The 15069-nt window shown below is 67.0% G+C and carries 19 protein-coding genes; 14 read left to right on the top strand and 5 right to left on the bottom strand.

Annotated elements, in window-relative coordinates:
- Positions 1-78 precede the first annotated feature (78 nt).
- Positions 79-474 carry a hypothetical protein gene (locus tag FHX71_RS21205; protein WP_182619423.1) on the bottom strand — a complete coding sequence of 132 codons (396 nt, stop codon included), beginning with the start codon at positions 472-474 and terminating at the stop codon, positions 79-81.
- Positions 475-637: 163 nt separating this feature from the next.
- Here FHX71_RS21205 and FHX71_RS21200 point away from each other — a divergent pair, with 163 nt between their 5' ends.
- From FHX71_RS21200 to FHX71_RS21185, 4 genes are all read left to right on the top strand, one after another.
- Positions 638-964, top strand: coding sequence for a winged helix-turn-helix domain-containing protein (locus tag FHX71_RS21200; RefSeq protein WP_182619422.1), 327 nt, complete (start codon positions 638-640; stop codon positions 962-964).
- A 106-nt stretch (positions 965-1070) separates the two neighbouring features.
- Entirely contained in the window at positions 1071-1721 is a 651-nt protein-coding gene (locus tag FHX71_RS21195; protein WP_182619421.1) for an NUDIX hydrolase, read from the top strand.
- Positions 1714-2124, top strand: a complete 411-nt coding sequence (locus FHX71_RS21190) for an NUDIX hydrolase (protein ID WP_182619420.1) — start codon at positions 1714-1716, stop codon at positions 2122-2124. The genes FHX71_RS21195 and FHX71_RS21190 overlap by 8 nt, the downstream gene beginning before the upstream one ends.
- Positions 2125-2448: 324 nt before the next feature.
- A complete protein-coding gene (locus tag FHX71_RS21185) occupies positions 2449-3078 on the top strand; it encodes a hypothetical protein (RefSeq protein WP_182619419.1) in 630 nt (209 codons plus the stop codon).
- Positions 3079-3488: 410 nt separating this feature from the next.
- Here the strand turns inward: FHX71_RS21185 and FHX71_RS21180 are convergent, their stop codons facing one another.
- Both FHX71_RS21180 and FHX71_RS21175 read right to left on the bottom strand, forming a co-directional pair.
- Positions 3489-4274 carry a MerR family transcriptional regulator gene (locus FHX71_RS21180; RefSeq protein WP_182619418.1) on the bottom strand — a complete coding sequence of 262 codons (786 nt, stop codon included), beginning with the start codon at positions 4272-4274 and terminating at the stop codon, positions 3489-3491.
- Between the two features lie 110 nt (positions 4275-4384).
- Positions 4385-5497: a serine hydrolase domain-containing protein gene (locus FHX71_RS21175; RefSeq protein ID WP_182619417.1), complete on the bottom strand. Its 1113-nt coding sequence runs from the start codon at positions 5495-5497 to the stop codon at positions 4385-4387.
- Positions 5498-6078: 581 nt separating this feature from the next.
- Between FHX71_RS21175 and FHX71_RS21170 the strand changes: the two genes are divergently transcribed.
- The gene (locus FHX71_RS21170) at positions 6079-7704 is read left to right on the top strand and encodes a sensor histidine kinase (RefSeq protein WP_312877162.1); all 1626 of its coding nucleotides are present in this window, start codon (positions 6079-6081) and stop codon (positions 7702-7704) included.
- 155 nt (positions 7705-7859) lie between these two features.
- Entirely contained in the window at positions 7860-8252 is a 393-nt protein-coding gene (locus tag FHX71_RS21165; protein ID WP_220490225.1) for an ester cyclase, read from the top strand.
- 38 nt (positions 8253-8290) lie between these two features.
- Here FHX71_RS21165 and FHX71_RS21160 read toward each other — a convergent pair whose 3' ends face one another.
- The gene (locus FHX71_RS21160; protein ID WP_182619415.1) at positions 8291-8650 is read right to left on the bottom strand and encodes a hypothetical protein; all 360 of its coding nucleotides are present in this window, start codon (positions 8648-8650) and stop codon (positions 8291-8293) included.
- Positions 8651-8883: 233 nt separating this feature from the next.
- Between FHX71_RS21160 and FHX71_RS21155 the strand changes: the two genes are divergently transcribed.
- From FHX71_RS21155 to FHX71_RS21135, 5 genes are all read left to right on the top strand, one after another.
- A complete protein-coding gene (locus FHX71_RS21155) occupies positions 8884-9639 on the top strand; it encodes a hypothetical protein (protein WP_182619414.1) in 756 nt (251 codons plus the stop codon).
- A 54-nt stretch (positions 9640-9693) separates the two neighbouring features.
- The gene (locus tag FHX71_RS21150) at positions 9694-10092 is read left to right on the top strand and encodes an NUDIX hydrolase (protein ID WP_312877161.1); all 399 of its coding nucleotides are present in this window, start codon (positions 9694-9696) and stop codon (positions 10090-10092) included.
- A 337-nt stretch (positions 10093-10429) separates the two neighbouring features.
- The gene (locus FHX71_RS21145; protein WP_182619412.1) at positions 10430-10969 is read left to right on the top strand and encodes a hypothetical protein; all 540 of its coding nucleotides are present in this window, start codon (positions 10430-10432) and stop codon (positions 10967-10969) included.
- 95 nt (positions 10970-11064) lie between these two features.
- Positions 11065-11301: a winged helix-turn-helix domain-containing protein gene (locus tag FHX71_RS21140; RefSeq protein WP_182619411.1), complete on the top strand. Its 237-nt coding sequence runs from the start codon at positions 11065-11067 to the stop codon at positions 11299-11301.
- A 307-nt stretch (positions 11302-11608) separates the two neighbouring features.
- Complete coding sequence (locus FHX71_RS21135; RefSeq protein WP_182619410.1) at positions 11609-12142, top strand: flavoprotein; 534 nt, start codon at positions 11609-11611, stop codon at positions 12140-12142.
- A gap of 26 nt (positions 12143-12168) precedes the next feature.
- Here the strand turns inward: FHX71_RS21135 and FHX71_RS21130 are convergent, their stop codons facing one another.
- On the bottom strand, positions 12169-13377 hold the full coding sequence (locus FHX71_RS21130; protein WP_182619409.1) for a tetratricopeptide repeat protein: 1209 nt from the start codon (positions 13375-13377) through the stop codon (positions 12169-12171).
- 199 nt (positions 13378-13576) lie between these two features.
- On the opposite strand from FHX71_RS21130, the gene FHX71_RS21125 reads away from it, so the two are divergent.
- The 3 genes from FHX71_RS21125 to FHX71_RS21115 are packed head-to-tail and all read left to right on the top strand — an operon-like array spanning position 13577 to position 15005.
- On the top strand, positions 13577-13888 hold the full coding sequence (locus FHX71_RS21125) for a hypothetical protein (protein WP_182619408.1): 312 nt from the start codon (positions 13577-13579) through the stop codon (positions 13886-13888).
- The gene (locus FHX71_RS21120) at positions 13885-14118 is read left to right on the top strand and encodes an HAD family hydrolase (protein WP_182619407.1); all 234 of its coding nucleotides are present in this window, start codon (positions 13885-13887) and stop codon (positions 14116-14118) included. The genes FHX71_RS21125 and FHX71_RS21120 overlap by 4 nt, the downstream gene beginning before the upstream one ends.
- Complete coding sequence (locus tag FHX71_RS21115; protein ID WP_182619406.1) at positions 14097-15005, top strand: HAD family hydrolase; 909 nt, start codon at positions 14097-14099, stop codon at positions 15003-15005. Before FHX71_RS21120 ends, FHX71_RS21115 begins: the two co-directional genes overlap by 22 nt.
- The last annotated feature ends 64 nt before the right edge of the window (positions 15006-15069 follow it).

Below are 15069 nucleotides of genomic sequence, written 5' to 3'. Positions count from 1 at the left end.
AGGCGGACCGGTCCGCGCGTGCTGGCGGACGGACAGGAGCCGGACGGCGAGAGCGGCCCGAGTAGAAGCCGGGCCGCGTCACGCGTTCGGTCCGACCGCACGGAGCCCAGCGCCAGCGTCGCGGCGACCGGTCTGCTTGGCGTACGTCTCGACGTCGCCGGGCATCTCCTCGCCCATCAGCGCGACGTAAGAGACGCCGGGCGCGGCGTCGTAGCCCCAGGCCGTCCGGCTCAGTTCGCCCATGGCGCTGTCCTCGGTCAGGTCCCGACCCGACAGGCCCAGCTCGTCGGCCACGGCCCATGCGTCCACACCGCTTGCGAGCGTGATGATCACGTCGTGAACGTGGACGTGCGCCTCCACGACGCGGTCACGGCCGATGCGGCCCACCAGCGCCGCGGTGTCGATCATGACGTCCACCAGGCTCCGCGGCTCCATCGCCCCGAGCGCTGTCTTCTCCGTCGTCGTCACAGACATGATGACCTCCGATGTTCGTTGTCCTGGCCGATGACCCTGTGTCATTGGCGAGTGGTTCCACAATGCACTTAGTGCACCTAGTGCGTCAAGCGTCACGAGTGAACTTCCGTGAACTCGCAGGTGGGGTGTGCTGTACTTAGTGCACGAAGGAGGCGGTGCCCTGATGAACACGAACCTCACGAGCGAACCCGCCGGTCGACGGCTGGCCGGAGAACTTCGACGCCGCATCGTCAGCGGTGACCTTCCCGAGGGCGCTCAACTGCCCTCCTCGTCGTCGCTCCAGGCGGAGCACGGCGTCTCCAGCACGGTCGTCCGTGACGCCATCAGCGCGCTTAAGGCGGAGGGCTACGTCGTCGGGCAGCAGGGCAAGGGAGTCTTCGTTGCCTCTGCTGACCAGCGGAGCGCGACGGGCGACGCTGAGAGCCTGGTCGAGCGCGTCGCCGCGCTCGAAGCGCGGGTCAAGGCCCTGGAAGAGGCTCGGGCGGAGTAGGTCGTTTCGCATGTGACCAGCGAATCGCTGTTCGGGCGGGCGATCGATGACGCCCCGGTGCAGTCCCGATGCAGTGCACGTGCAACCGATGCAGGGGGTGATTGCAGTGACTGTGATCGACGCGTGGAACGGCGAGCGAGCAGGGAGGCTCCAGGCCGCGCTACGCATGTCCAACGAAGAGTTCGCGGAGCATCTAGGGCTCGCACCACGCACAGTGGCGGGCTGGCACCAGAACCCGGGTACTCGACCGCGTCCCGACGTCCAGCGAATGCTCGACGCAGCCGTGCAGCGAGCCGACGACGGCGCCCGTCAGCGGTTCGCGCATGCGATGCGAGCTGCTGAACCAGAACGGGACGACAGCGGGCCTCAGCGGCTGATGGTCGCCCTGTCCGTGGTCCAGCGGGACGATTCCGTCCTCCTGGTTCAGCGCCGCGACGACGGCGCGCTCCGCTGGCAGTTCCCGGCTGGCATCGTGAAGCCCGGCGGCTCACCTGCCGATGCCGCCGTCCGTGAGACCTACGTCGAGACCGCCGTCCACTGCTCCGTCAGCGAGCAGATCGGAGCCCGTGTGCACCCGCACACGGGCGTGTACATCGAGTATTTCCACTGTGACTACCTCGCCGGTGAGGCGGAGAATCGCGACGTCGTGGAGAACGCCAGTGTCGCATGGGTCGCCGTGGCGGACCTGGGAAGGTTCATCCCGGAGAGCACTATCTACCCGCCCATTCTCGAAGTGCTGGGAGGCACGCATGTCTGAGGCAGTGACCGAAGAGAAGCCCGCCATCGCAGCGGCAATCATCGTCCAGGACGGGAAGCTGCTCCTGGTCCAGCGGCGCGTTTCCGAGGGCTCGCTCTCGTGGCAGTTCCCCGCCGGCGCAGTCGAGCCGGGGGAGACGTTCGAGCAGGCGGCGGTCCGTGAGACTGCCGAAGAGGCCGGGCTCACCGTCGAGGCTGTGAAGGTGCTGGGGGAGCGGGTGCACCCGAACACGGGTCGCCTGATGGGCTATGTCGCGTGCGACGTCATCAGCGGCGCGGCGTACGTCGCGGACGCCGAAGAACTCGCAGACATCGTGTGGGCGACACCGGACACGTTCACCGACTACGTGCCCTACGGCTTCGCGCCAGCGGTGCAGGACTACCTCACGACGACGCTGGCCTGACGCGGTAGCGGTAGCGGAGTCGCGGACTATCCGTCGAGTGCCAGAACCCGGGTTTCGGGCCAAATCAGGGGTCTAGCTCGAAGGCCGCTACTCCGCTACCTTCGGCGAGAATCGTTGAAATCTAGCGGCTCCCGGGGTGGCGGGTGCGGTAGCGCCCCCGCTACCGGTAGCGGGGGGCTCCGCTACCTGCGCTACCCCGCTCGTCGCGCTGAGCGGAGTCGGCTACGGTCCTGCTTGCTTGCCGTAGACAGCCCAGCTGTCCTCTCCTGGCCGCCGACCCGATCGACCTTCTGTTGCCCGGGTTCGTCGTCAAGGTCAACCACAGTGGCGTCGATCTTCCCGCCCCACCGGGCCTCTGCTCGTAACAGGAGTAAGGACATCTCATTGGCCGCAAATCCGTTTGTTGACCGCCTGATCAGGCAGGGCGCGACGTCGCAGAAGCTGCAATTCGCAGCGGCTTGCGCTGAGCGGTCTGCTGGCGTTCTATTTTGGGCGGCATCGCTTGATGACCGAATGGCGGATGCTGATCTATACGGCCAGATACTAGATAAACTCTGGTCGGGAGTCGCGAAAGAGGGCGAGTGGGATCGTCTTGTGGAGCGGATCGAGGGCACATCGGATCTGGTGGATGGGCACGAGCGCGGCGGCGCATATTCTTATGCGTTCAGCGCTGGCGCGCTGATGCACTCGTGCTTGAACTTTGCTCGATCGATGTTTCCTTCCGGGCTTCCAGGGATTGCTGAGGAGGCGACGAACAACGCGTCTCGGATAGGATTTAGAGTCGGTGTGAATCTTATCGATGAAGAACTGAGTGAGCAGATGAGAGACGCCAACGCCGTTCTCCTATCTGCAGCAATGCCGAGTGCTGTGGACCTTTTGCGCGAACGGGCACGTACTATCGGGCGAGGACGTCTCTCTGCATTGAAGAAGTGGGGGGACGAGAACGGCCTGTGAGCGGGCCTGTTCGACTGGGAGAGCACAGGTCGCATGAGGGATCCCGTGCCGCACTTGCACTTCGTCACCTACGGGATGAGCGAGCTGCGTGCGGCCCCCCGGCGGCCCCCGCCGCCGCACGGGGGCGGGCTGGACGCACCGCATGCACGCGGAATGACGCGGCAAATTCGCCGTACGGGGCCCCGGGCCGTCTTCGCAATGAGAAGGTCGGGGGTTCGAATCCCCCTAGCTCCACCGACAGAGGGCCGCTGAACTGGTATGACACCAGGTCAGCGGCTTTCTTGTTTCTCGCCGGACCGCCACGACGAAGGGCGGCCCATGAAAATGCCACGCATCGTGCCACGCATGAGGTGGCGACGTCTCCTCTGCATTGCAAGCATCGACGTGGAAGGGGCCGGTTCGCTTCGTGGTCAACGGGGGTCGGACCTCGGGATGCGAACGCCGGCGGCGCGGAGTCTGGACTCGAAGAGCGCGGACAGTCGTGCCATGGCCGGTGTCGGCTTGTCACCGTGGCGGGCGATCATCGCGTACCGGGGCGCGGTGTCGGTCCGTGCCTGCATGCTGGTGACGGTCTTGAGCAGCACGGGGTCGGCCAGGTAGTGGTCGGCCGCATCGGCGGCGAGACGGTCGATGCGGGGGTCGTCCGCCTCCCAGGTCGCGGCTTCGGCGATGCGCCTGGTCAGGGCGATGAGCCTGGTGTCTTGCAGGGCGTGCTCGAACTGGGCGAGGTAGTCGTCGAAGCCTTCGGGGACCAGGGCTCGCGCCAGCACCCAGCCCTCCCTGGTGGCCGCGACCTCGTCCTCTGAGTATCCGAGGCCGAGCATCCGCTCCAGCAGGGCCACGGCACGGTCGGGCAGCAGCGCCCGGTCGCCGTCGGCGAGGCGGTGCAGCATGGCGCGCCGCGCGGTCAGCTCCGCGATGTGTTCGTCGAGCTGTCGTTCGACCTGGACGAGCGCGGAGGCGAACAGCGCGGCGTCAGCGTCGAGCAGGGGTCCGATCTCGGCCAGCGGTACCCCGGCGGCGGCCAGGGTCCGGACTTGCACCAGCCTGAGCAGGTCGTCCGATCCGTACCGCCGGTATCCAGAGCCGTCGCGTCGGGGTTCGGTGACCAGGCCGAGCTTGTGGTAGTGCCGCACCGTCTTGATCGTGATGCCGACGAACGCGGCCGCCTGGCCGATCGTGACTCCGTTGTGCATCTGCTCATCCTGCCGAGTGTCCGGGGGCGCTGATCGCGTGTGCCGCTGCGGGGTGCGGGGACCGGCCGTGCCGGGCTCGGCGAGCTCGGCGCGGCGACGGTTCTCCTGGTCTACGCGGGCCCGCTGCCGAATACCTCGTTGAGGAGGCGCTGCTGGGCGCCCTGGAACGCCGCGGCAACGGTGAGGTTCGCGTCGTCCACGCAGTTCAGCGCGGCGGTCAAGGTCTTGGACCCGTCGGGGGTGGCGTACATGAGCGCCGCGTGGCCCACCGCGGCGCCGTTGTGAGAGATCACGGTGGCACCGTCGTCCGTGGTCAGCACGAACACCCCCAGCCCGTAGTCCATGTTCGGGATGCCCGTCGCACGCGGGGTGAACATCTCCTCGCGCAGCTCGTCCGGGAGGAGCTTGCCGCCGGTGAGCGCGGCGATGAACGTGTGAAGGTCCTCGGTGGTCGAGATCATGTCACCGCCCGCGGAGACCCAGGAGGGGTTCTGGCGGGTGATGTCGACCGTGCGCGGCCCGCCGTCCTCGTCGTACCGGTAGTAGGCGTGGGCGTGCGGCTCGGCGATCTCCGCGTCCTCCGGGACCACGGTGTGCGACATGCCGAGCGGGGTCAGGATCAGCCGCTGCATCTCCTCGGTAACGGTACGGCCGGTGACCTTCTCGATGAGCAGGCGAGCCAGGACGTAGTTGGTGTTGGAATAGCTCCAGCCCGCTCCGGGCTCGAACCGCGCAGGCTTGGACAACGCGAGCTCGACCAGCTCCTGTGGCCGGTAGGTCTTGAACCGGTTGTCCAGCCACTCCTTGCCGTTGGGGCCGTAAGGGATGGGGATGCCGAACACCATCGAGCCGTCCTCGTAGACCTCGCCGGTGAAGTTGAACAGGCCGCTGGTCTGCTGGAGCAGCATCCGCACCGTGATCCGCTGGTCGATCCCGAACTCGGGCAGGTGGTCCGCGACCGTGTCGTCCAGGCCGATCCTGTCCTCGGCCACGAGCTGAAGCATCAGGGTCGCGGTGAAGGTCTTGGTGTTGCTGCCGATCCGGATGTGACCGTCGGCAGGCGGCTTCACGTCCCCGCCGACCTCTGCCGCGCCGGCGGTGCCGACCCACTCGCCCTGCTCGTCGTTGACGCGGACCGACAGCCCGATGATGCCGGGGTCGACGATCGCCTCGATCGCCCGCTGGAGACGGTCGGCGGTCTGGTTGGAAACGGTGGTGGTCATGGTGGTTCGCTCCTTCGAAGCGCTCGATTCCCTTCGGCGCCCTGCCGATGCGAGAAACCGTCCACCTTGACCTCAGGTCAAGTTCAATCGTGACGTGCGTCACTCGATTTTCGGAGTCGCGCGGGTGGCGACTACGCGCGCGGCTGCGTGCAGCGGGTCGGCGTGCAGCGGACAGCGGCCCCGCGGACCGCCACGACGAAGGCCGTACACCTCATGCGCAAGCCGTGAGCGGTTCCGTCTGTACGAAATTCTTCAAGTGGGTAAATGTGCGAGTGGGCGCCTACACACCGAAGATCGGAGTGATGGGTCGCCCTCAAAAAACGGGGGCGGCTCATTGCTGGCTCGGGCTGTAGAGCCAACCCGGTCCATCCCGGTGCGAGACCTCGCCACCTGGCTGATGAGCTGGTTCACCGACTCGTCGAATCCTGCAGTCAGCGTCGACGACCAGGCTGATGCGTCCCGCATCGGCACGCCCTAGGGCTTGGCAGCAGGCTTCCACGAGGTGTTTGAAAGAAGCGCGCCTGCAGGCCCCGTTGTGACTACTGTGGAAGAGGTAGGGGGCATTCACACAGGAGGACGCTGTGGCGGAGCATGCCCGCGAGCGAGCCAAACTCCTGCTCGACGCCATGGCGAATCTCGGGCGCGGTCTAGATCTTGAAGCCGTCTTGAACCAGATCAGTGCGATCGCGGCTCAATTGGTCGGTGCGCGGTATGTAGCACTGGGCATTCTGGGCGACGACGGGCGCATCGACCGATTGCTGACGGTCGGGCTCTCAGCCGCGCAGGTGCGAGCCATCGGCTCCTACCCGACAGGGCGCGGGATCTTGGGCGAACTGATCCGGCGCCAGGTGCCGTTGCGGTTGCATGACCTCTCGGCGCACCCGGCATCCGTGGGGTTCCCGGCCAGACATCCACCGATGCGGTCCTTCCTCGGGGTGCCGCTACGTGTGCACGGCACGGCGTTCGGCAATCTCTATCTCACGCAGAAGAAGGGCGGTGGCGACTTCACCGATGAGGACGAGCGGCTGCTGGAAGCGCTGGCCGCTGGTGCGAGCGTCGCCATCGAGAATGCTCATCTTTATGAGGAGTCGCGCCTGCGGGAACAGTCGGCACGGGCGAACGACGAGATCTCCCGCCGGGTCCTTGCCGGTCACTCACAGGGGCAACTGCACGCTCTGATCGCGGATCGCGCCCTGCAGGTCGCCGACGCGGACCTGGCGGTCATCGCCCTGCCGGAGCCTGAGTCGAAGCGCCTGGTCGTGCGATCTGCGTCGGGGGCCGAGGCCAATCGACTGGTCGGCGTCATGCTCCCGCCAGGTAGCACTCTCTCGGGCAACGCGTTCGAGCCTGATGTCCTGCATTCCAGTCCTGACGCCACGGTGGACGAACGCGCACAGCTCTCCTTCGATCTGGGCCGTGAGATCGGCTCGCTCCTGGCGTTTCCACTGGGTGAGCCAAGCAGTACGCGTGGGGTGCTGGCCGTCGGGAGGTACGGCGGCGCGGTTCCGTTCGCGCCACTCGTCGTCGAGGCGTTACAGGGCTTCGCGGCTCAGGCGGCCGTTGCGCTCGAGCTGGCGGAACATCGCGCCGACGTCGAGCGGTTCGCCGTGCAGCGTGACCGGGGACGCATCGCGCGCGACCTGCACGACCTCGCCATCCAGCGCCTGTACGCGACCGGCTTGTCGCTGCTGGCTGCCGGCCGTGACCTCGACGAGGGTCACGCGCAGCGGATCGGCCGCGCGGTCGACGAGATCGACGAGACGATCGCGCTGATCCGCACGACAGTGCACCGCCTGGAACCTGAAGATGCGAGCTCGCGGCGAGTGGGACTGCGATCACGGGTCTACTCGGAGATCGATGCGGCCACCACCCGGTTGGGCTACCCGCCTCGGTTGCGGTTCGACGGGCCTGTTGACGCAGCTGTTCCACAAGACGTCGCGGAGCACATCATCGCTGTACTGCGAGAGGGGCTGTCGAACGTCGCCAGGCATGCGCACGCGCATGCGGTTTCGGTACACCTGGTGGTGTCGGACGGCGTCGTCCTGACCGTGGCCGACGACGGGGTCGGCATCCCGACCGGCGTTCCTCTCAGCGGGCTGCGTAATCTCGCCCGGCGGGCAGCAGATCTCGGTGGTGCGTTCAGCGTTCAGTCGGCTGGAGCGAGTGGCACCCGTCTGGAGTGGCGTGCTCCGCTGGCCCAGAGCTGACCAGCGCATCTACGTCGTGGCCACTGCGTTCTCTCGATCGGGTACCTGCCGACCAAGCACAACCGGCAACGCCGCCGTGCGGCATGTCGGGATCGAAAGTACAAGTGTCGGCGTAGCCTTCGCGAAGGGGGCCGGACGCAATGGGATGGAGTTCCGTGCCGTACCCGAGCCTCAGAGCAACGTACCTGGCGTATCTCGACGCGGTGAACGAGCGACGGTTCGGTGATCTGGCCGAGTTCGTCCATGACGAGATCACCTACAACGACACGACGGTGATTCGTCAGGAGTTCGCGGACCTGCTCGCGGCGGACGCCAAGGCTGTGCCAGACCTGCACTTCGAGGTGCAACTGCTCGTCAACAGTGAGGACGCCGTTGCTGTCCGGCTCTGGTGCGACTGCGCACCCGCAGAACCGATGTTCGGGTTGGCGCCTACCGGTCGCCGCGTCGAGTTCGCCGAGCATGGCTTCTATCGGTTCGATCACGGACGCATCGCGCACGTCTGGTCCTTGATCGACAACCAGTTGATCCAGGCACAGCTCGCCGGCTGAGCCGCGGATCGCCGTCGTGGGGCGACCGACGGGTCCGGTTAGCTTGCTGCGAGTCCGCTCTGCTTCCTGGCCCGCATCTCGTCCAGCTGCGCTGGCGAGGGTTTCGTGCCCCGTGTCACGGTCTCGGCGATCCAGTCTCTGGCGATTCGGTGTGCTTGCTCCTCGGTTCCGCATCGTGTCGCGGACTGGAGACCGTCCGGGCCACTGAGCTGCCACTCGTAGGAGGCATCCGGATCGACCCGATCGACCATCCGCAAGCTGTAGGGACAGATCTCCAGGACCGCGCCGCGGGTCCCCGAACTGTTCTGCACCTTCAGGAGGCTCGTCCGGTCGGGCGCTGCGGGGAATGCGACGTCATAGGCGAGCGCGAGCAGATCGTGCGCTGACAGCCGGTGCATGAGCCCCACCTCGGGTTTTGGTCCCCTGAGCATAGGACTGCTGACCCCGGATGCCGAGCCTGTACGTCCATCTTTCTTGATCGGGGTCGCGGTGGCCGAAGAGCTGGTCAGGAGGGCAAGTTCATCCGCGAGGGTCGGGTGCCGATCACAGCCCTCGGTTTTAGCATCCGAGTATGTCGGCTGATGTCATACTCACGATGCCTGGCGCCGTGCGTGGCTTGTCAGGTTCCACAGTGACCTACCTGCCCAAGGCGTGGGTTCGATCTGCGGCTGCGATCATTGCCGGTCATCTGGCGCTCTCCTCGGAAGTCGCACTGACCTTCGAGGGCCGGCCCGCTGCACGCGGCGGGATCGTCCTGGGACCTTCTTCGATGATGACCGGCCTGGTCGACAGGGCGGCGACACATCGCCGCGGAGCGTTCACCCGACGGCCTCTGGGCGGTTCTGGGTTCGACGTCGCCTATCCGCAACGGATCGCCGAGGCGGCCAGCCTGCCGATCATCGTGCCAGCGGCGGATGCCGTCCAGTACATGGCGGACTACGCGATCGCCGTGCGGAGCATGTCCTACGGCAGCCCGCTGAGCATCACCCTCAACTTCGGGCCGCTCGGCAGCGTGTTGTTGGCCGGCCTGGAAGTGCTGGTCGACCCGGGCGGCCTGCGTCAGGTCTTCCTCGCCGGGCACGAGATCGGTGCGGCCGGGCCCGATGCGGGAGGCGCACAACCCGACCAGGCCGCACCGGGGCTCGAACGGCAGCACCAGGAGGTGCTCTACCGCAGCGCCGGTGGTGCCACCGTCGCAGCGGCGGCCATCGCTCAGGCCCTCGGCGCCGCAGGACATCCACCCGAGCTCACCGGGCCGCTCGCAGATGAGCTCATCATGGCGCCCGACGTCGTGCCAGACGTACATGCGACGCTCGGATCGGGTGTCGAGGTGCACGCCGGTGGCGAGTACGGACCTGAGGACGACGTCTATCTCGCACGCCCCTGACGCCGCGCGTGCCGACAAATGGTCAGGCCGGTTCTTCATGCCAGAGAGGGACCGGTGACGGGAGCACTTCCTGCCGTCGCGGCGGCGATCATCGTCCAGGACAGGAAGCTGCTCCTGGTCCAGCGGCGCGTCCCCGAGGGCTCGCTCTCGTGGCAGTTCCCCGCCGGCGCAGTCGAGCCGGGGGAGACGTTCGAGCAGGCGGCGGTCCGTGAGACCGCCGAGGAGGCTGGGCTCACCGTGCAGGTCGTCAAGGTGCTAGGGGAGCGCGTGCAACCGAACACCGCCCGCCTGATGGGCTACGTTGCGTGCGACGTCATCAGCGGCGAGGCATACGTCGCCGACGCCGACGAGCTCGCAGACATCGTGTGGGCGACACCGGACAAGTTCGTCGACTACGTGCCCTACGGCTTCGCGCCAGCGGTGCAGGACTACCTCGCGGTGACGCTGGCCTAACAGGTAGCGGTAGCGCGCAGTCTGCGTCCATCAGCCGACCGCCAGAACCCGGGTTTCGGGCCAAAACAAGGGCCTCGCTCGAAGGCCGCTACTCCGCTACCCCTGGAGAGAATCGCTGCAATGTAGCGACTCCCGGGGGTAGCGGAGTTCGGTAGCGCCCCCGCTGCCAGTAGCGGGGCTCTCCGCTACGTGCGCAACCGAGCGTGCTGGTCGGGTAGGTGGCACGGGATGGCTGCCGCGCTACCCGTGGGCTGGAACGAATAGGTTCACCCGCCACTTGAGTGCGCCGCCCGGCGGTCGGTGGAACCCTCTGGGGGTGACTGGAAATTGGGCATGGGTGCACGACGCCTTTGAGATCATCGGTGCCCTTGGCGGTGCGGCGGCTGCGGTAATCGCGGTAGTGCTCGCGTCTCGCGAGCGAACTGACCGCAAGATCGCTGAGGCTGAGCGTGACACGGCTCAGGAGAAGCAGCGAACTGCAGAACAGGCGGAAGTTCGGCGGGAGCGCGAGCGACAGGCCCGGCAGGTCGCTGTTTGGGTCGACGACGATGAGCCGCTTGCTTGGGAGTCATGCGCGGAAGAAGGGCCGGAGGTTCCCGAATCGTTCCTCAACATTGCCAACTACAGCAGTCATCCGGTCTTTGATGTTGGCCCGGGCGACTACCTGGACCCTTCGCATCAGGGACCAAGTTCGATTGGTGTGATGCAGCGGATACTTCGACCGGGCGAGACTCGGAGATTCAATCTGGGCAGGATCTACTTCGGGAGCGACGACGGAGTAAACCCGCTGTGGTTCTTCCGCGACCTCGCTGGGAACTCGTGGACGATGGACCACGCGGGGATCCTGGACCTATTGGAGCCATCCACGAGGGACTAGCGCCAGTCGCATAGCGCGGCCCCCGGCGGCCGCCGCCGCACCCGGGCGGGCCGGACGCACCACATGCACACGGAATGAAGGAAGGGGATGCCCACATGCCCGCAAAGACCACTGGCGAGCCCGCCGGCCAGCGGCTCGCCAGAGCACTACGTCGCCGCATCGTTGACGAGTTGTCTGAGGGCGACCAGTTCCCGTCATCGGCCCAGCTGCAAGTCGAGTACGGGGTTTCGAGCGCAGTCGTCCGAGACGCGATCAAGATCCTCAAGGCGGAAGGATTCGTCGTCAGCCAGCAGGGCAAGGGCGAGTTCGTCGCCGCGATCGGCCTCTCCTGAGGAGAGCCTGCCGACGATCTGCCGCAGCGGATCGCGGGCCTGGAGGCACGTTGCGGTCTCGAAGGGGACTGGTCGTCGTAGTTCGTCTGCATGCGATAGGCCAACTTCGATCCCGACGGAGGATTGGTGAGCTTCCGGAGCAGTCGATTTCCGCGAAGTCGGCCGCCTGGGGCGCTCAGCCACCCAGCCTCGTTTGTTGTGCAACTTGAGAGTTGTACTTGGGAGATCGTGCGTTGCAACCTACCGCGGGTAGCCGGGGAGCGGCAGTCGCACCGACCGCGAGAAGCGAAGCAGTAGCCTCGGGACCATGAGCTTGGGTGTGCTGTACGTCGTTGTGACCGGTGCTGGCGCGACCCGACAAGTTCCGTCGCGGTTGCTGCCCTTGGCCGCAGAGCGGGGCTGGGACGTCTACGTTCTTGCGACCGTTCAAGCGATGAGCAGCTTCCCGGAGACAATGCTGCAGATCGAGGAAGCCCTGGGACGTCCGGTGCGGACGGACTTCCACACCACTGTCGGGTACTCCCTGCCCGACCCGGACGCCGTGATCGTCGCCCCGGCGACCTACAACACGCTTACCAAGTGGGCGCTGGGCATCGCCGACACCTACGTGCTGACCCGGCTAGCGGAACAGATCGGCCGTGACATCCCGATCACCGCCGGGCCGTATATCAACGTGAAGTTCGCGGACCACCCGACCTACCAGGGCAGCCTGGCAACGCTCAAGGAGTGGGGCGTGAACGTCGTGATCGGCCCGAGCGAGCCGCACGAGTCGGGCGTGGGCGCTGCGGATGACTTTCCTTGGGAGGAGATCCTGGACACGCTCGCGCCTGCGAACACTTAGCGGCCGCTCCTCCTGCCTCACGGGCGTCAGCCGCCCGCACCGATCCAGGCGTTGAAACGCGCCAGCGGCTTGTTCGCGTGCCGGTGCGCGCGTACGAGCATGCGCAGGACCTCGCGGGTCGTGGGGTGATGGCGAGTCTGCTGTGGGGCGAGCTCCCGGGCTCGCTGGAGGCTCGCCAGCGCCTGGTCATGGCGGCCCTGCCAGAGATAGGCCCGGGCAATGTCCATGAAGTGATGCCCGGTCCGAGTGGGCGGGAACCCGTCGGGTATCCGTAGATCACGAGCGAGCGTCAGAGCCCGAGGTCCGTCACCGAGCTCGATGGCCGTTGCCACGTCGTGGAACCCGGTGTTTGTGGGACCGAACGCGAGATTGCGCCAGAGGTGATCCGTCTCGACCCGAAGATGTTCGGCGATACCCCGAGCCTCGGAGATATGAGCGCTCGCGCCCGCGGCACTGCCGGCGCGTGCGGACAGGTCCGCGGACCGCAGATGTAGGGACCCGATCATCCGCAGCGTTGGGACGTCTCGTGTGGGCTCCGCGTCGAGCACGGTTCTGGCGCTGTCGATCAGCCGCAGTCCGACGTCGTAGGTCCCCTGGCGAAGCATCGACGACGTGCGGGTATGGGCGGCGAGACCGACTGCCAGAGGGCTGCCCCACTGGGCTGACGTCCAGGCGATGCGGTCGGCCACGATCGTGGCCAGGTCGTCGTATCCGGTGGCGTGCAGGATCGACATGGTCGGGTGCAGCACCGTGGCGACTGCGTCGAACAACCGCTCTTTCTCCGAGGCTGTTGCCGTCGCGTGGATCGCAGCGGTCATCTCCATGAGCAGAGCCGGCACCTGCGCGAGCGCCTGCACGTTGCGGTCTGCTTGGCGCAGATGGGCCACGGCACGGGCGTCCGCAAGGATCTCCGCTGCAGAGCGGGGCGGTGTCTCCAGGTCAGGGGGCACGTCCCAGTAGTTGAGTACGCGCCGGACCGACGGGATCAGTTCGTGGATCGCGTCGCGGTGCGGCCCGCTGAGGTCGTAGGGCTGCCCGGTCAACGTCGTCACGTCCACCGCAAGAGGTTTCGCCACAGCAGCGATTAGGACAGGGGTCGCTTCTCGCGACTCCTGTTCCACCTTGCGCAGCAGAGACAGGCTGATCGATGCCTGTTGCGCCAGGGCAACCTGCGTCATTCCGCGTGCCTTGCGGAAGTGCGCGATGCGCCGGCCGATCGCCTCGTGGTCGTTCATCGTTTGATCCCTGCTTCGGGAGCGTGACGTTCGCGAGCCTAGACCTCGGGACCGACCCAGCCGAGAGATGAGCACCGGGTGACACGCGAGTGTGTCACTTCCGGGTCTTCCAGCACGCCGACAGTAGATCCTGGGCGGCCCGTGATCCCTCGGGCCGATGACCGGCACTGCTGACCGCGGGTGCGTAGGGGGAGCAACGATGGGCCTTCAACTTCACCGTCAGGACGAGGCGTCAAGCGCTTTGGATCCGCTCATGTTGGCGATGGGCATCGCGGCCGACAGCCTTCGGTTGGTCGGGCCAGATCGCGTCGAGATCGTGACGCTGACTCGCGGCCGGATCTGTCTGCAGCCGGCAGAACTCAACCGAGGTGAGCAGCTCGCGCGGACTCTGGGATGCGAGTCCCCTCTGGACCACCGCATGTTCGTGCCCGGTCACACGCTGTGGACCGGTGAGCGCGACGGCCTGGAGGTCCAGGTCCGGTCAGCGCTGCGGCAGGTAGTCGCCCGATGAGCGCCGCGACCGTCACCTCGGCTCGTGTTCTCGTTGCCCTCGACATCGACGGCACGCTCATCGACGGCGATCGACGGGTTCCGGCCGGCACGGTCGAGGCCCTGGACCTGGTCCGAGCGGCAGGCCATGAGGTCGTGCTCGCCACAGGCCGATCGCTGGCCGGGCTGCTGCCGATCGCCACCAGGCTGGGCTCACGCGAGGCTGGGCTGTGTGCTCCAACGGCGCCCTGACAGTCCACCTGGATCGGAGCGCGCCGTCGGGCTACGACGTCGTCGAGGCACGCACCTTCGACCCCGCACCCGTCATCGGCCGAGCCCTGGACGTCGCACCGGGCGTGCGTGTCGCGGTTGAGGAAGTGGGATGGGGGTGGCGCACCAGCAGCGCATTCGAACCCGACGAGCTGAACGGCCAACAGAAGACGGTCCAGATGGCCGAGCTGAAGGCATGGCCCGCAAGCCGGCTCGCGCTCCACGCGCCTGAGATCCGCCGTTGCATGAGTGACCTGCGCGCGACAGGAGTCACCGTCGCCCCACAGCGGCGTGACTGGCTCGACATCACGGCACCGGGTGTCAACAAAGCCGTCGCGCTCGACGTCGTCCGGGCCCACCTGGGTATCCCGGCGGATCGCACGGTCGCGGTCGGGGACGGCATCAACGATCTCGACATGCTGGCCTGGGCCGCTCGCTCCGTCGCGATGGGGCAGGCGCCAGAGATCGTGCGGAGCACTGCGGATCAGACGACCGGCTCCATCGAGGAGGCCGGTGCCCTCTCCGTGTTGGCCTCGCTGGTCCCTGCGATCGACGGTGCGTTGTCGCCGCTTGCAGCGCAGATCGCGACCGCAGAGCGCACCGCGCGCGGTCCCGTGGCGCTGCGGGTGTGGCACGGCAGCGGCCCGGATCTGGCCCGATGTGAGGCCTGGGCCTTGCAGGGCGGTCGTTGGGTTCGGCATGCGCCGATCCCGTCCGGAGTCGGGACCACCATGCGCGCCATCGAGACCGCCGCGTTGGAGGCCGGGCTGCCCTATCCGCGCGGGGACGAGGGACGACGTCGGGCGCAGTGGCGCAGCGTCACCGGCGACGGGCCGGCCGGGTTCGAACTCCCGTTGAGCGCCCTCTGACCGAGACCACTTGATCTTGCGGCTGGGCGCACCCCTGTCCCGTCTCGCGCGGACTGTCCGCCGT

Origin of the sequence: Promicromonospora sukumoe (assembly GCF_014137995.1) — a bacterium.
In the GTDB taxonomy this organism is placed as follows: domain Bacteria; phylum Actinomycetota; class Actinomycetes; order Actinomycetales; family Cellulomonadaceae; genus Promicromonospora; species Promicromonospora sukumoe.
Note: the sequence above shows the minus strand (reverse complement) of the source record. Positions and strands in the feature narration are given on the sequence as shown.

Coding starts and splice junctions, on each gene's coding strand:
- FHX71_RS21205 (WP_182619423.1), bottom strand. CDS start 474: ATGTCTGTGACGACGACGGAGAAGACAGCGCTCGGGGCGATGGAGCCG.
- FHX71_RS21200 (WP_182619422.1), top strand. CDS start 638: ATGAACACGAACCTCACGAGCGAACCCGCCGGTCGACGGCTGGCCGGA.
- FHX71_RS21190 (WP_182619420.1), top strand. CDS start 1,714: ATGTCTGAGGCAGTGACCGAAGAGAAGCCCGCCATCGCAGCGGCAATC.
- FHX71_RS21180 (WP_182619418.1), bottom strand. CDS start 4,274: ATGCACAACGGAGTCACGATCGGCCAGGCGGCCGCGTTCGTCGGCATC.
- FHX71_RS21175 (WP_182619417.1), bottom strand. CDS start 5,497: ATGACCACCACCGTTTCCAACCAGACCGCCGACCGTCTCCAGCGGGCG.
- FHX71_RS21160 (WP_182619415.1), bottom strand. CDS start 8,650: ATGCACCGGCTGTCAGCGCACGATCTGCTCGCGCTCGCCTATGACGTC.
- FHX71_RS21140 (WP_182619411.1), top strand. CDS start 11,065: ATGCCCGCAAAGACCACTGGCGAGCCCGCCGGCCAGCGGCTCGCCAGA.
- FHX71_RS21135 (WP_182619410.1), top strand. CDS start 11,609: ATGAGCTTGGGTGTGCTGTACGTCGTTGTGACCGGTGCTGGCGCGACC.
- FHX71_RS21130 (WP_182619409.1), bottom strand. CDS start 13,377: ATGAACGACCACGAGGCGATCGGCCGGCGCATCGCGCACTTCCGCAAG.
- FHX71_RS21125 (WP_182619408.1), top strand. CDS start 13,577: ATGGGCCTTCAACTTCACCGTCAGGACGAGGCGTCAAGCGCTTTGGAT.
- FHX71_RS21120 (WP_182619407.1), top strand. CDS start 13,885: ATGAGCGCCGCGACCGTCACCTCGGCTCGTGTTCTCGTTGCCCTCGAC.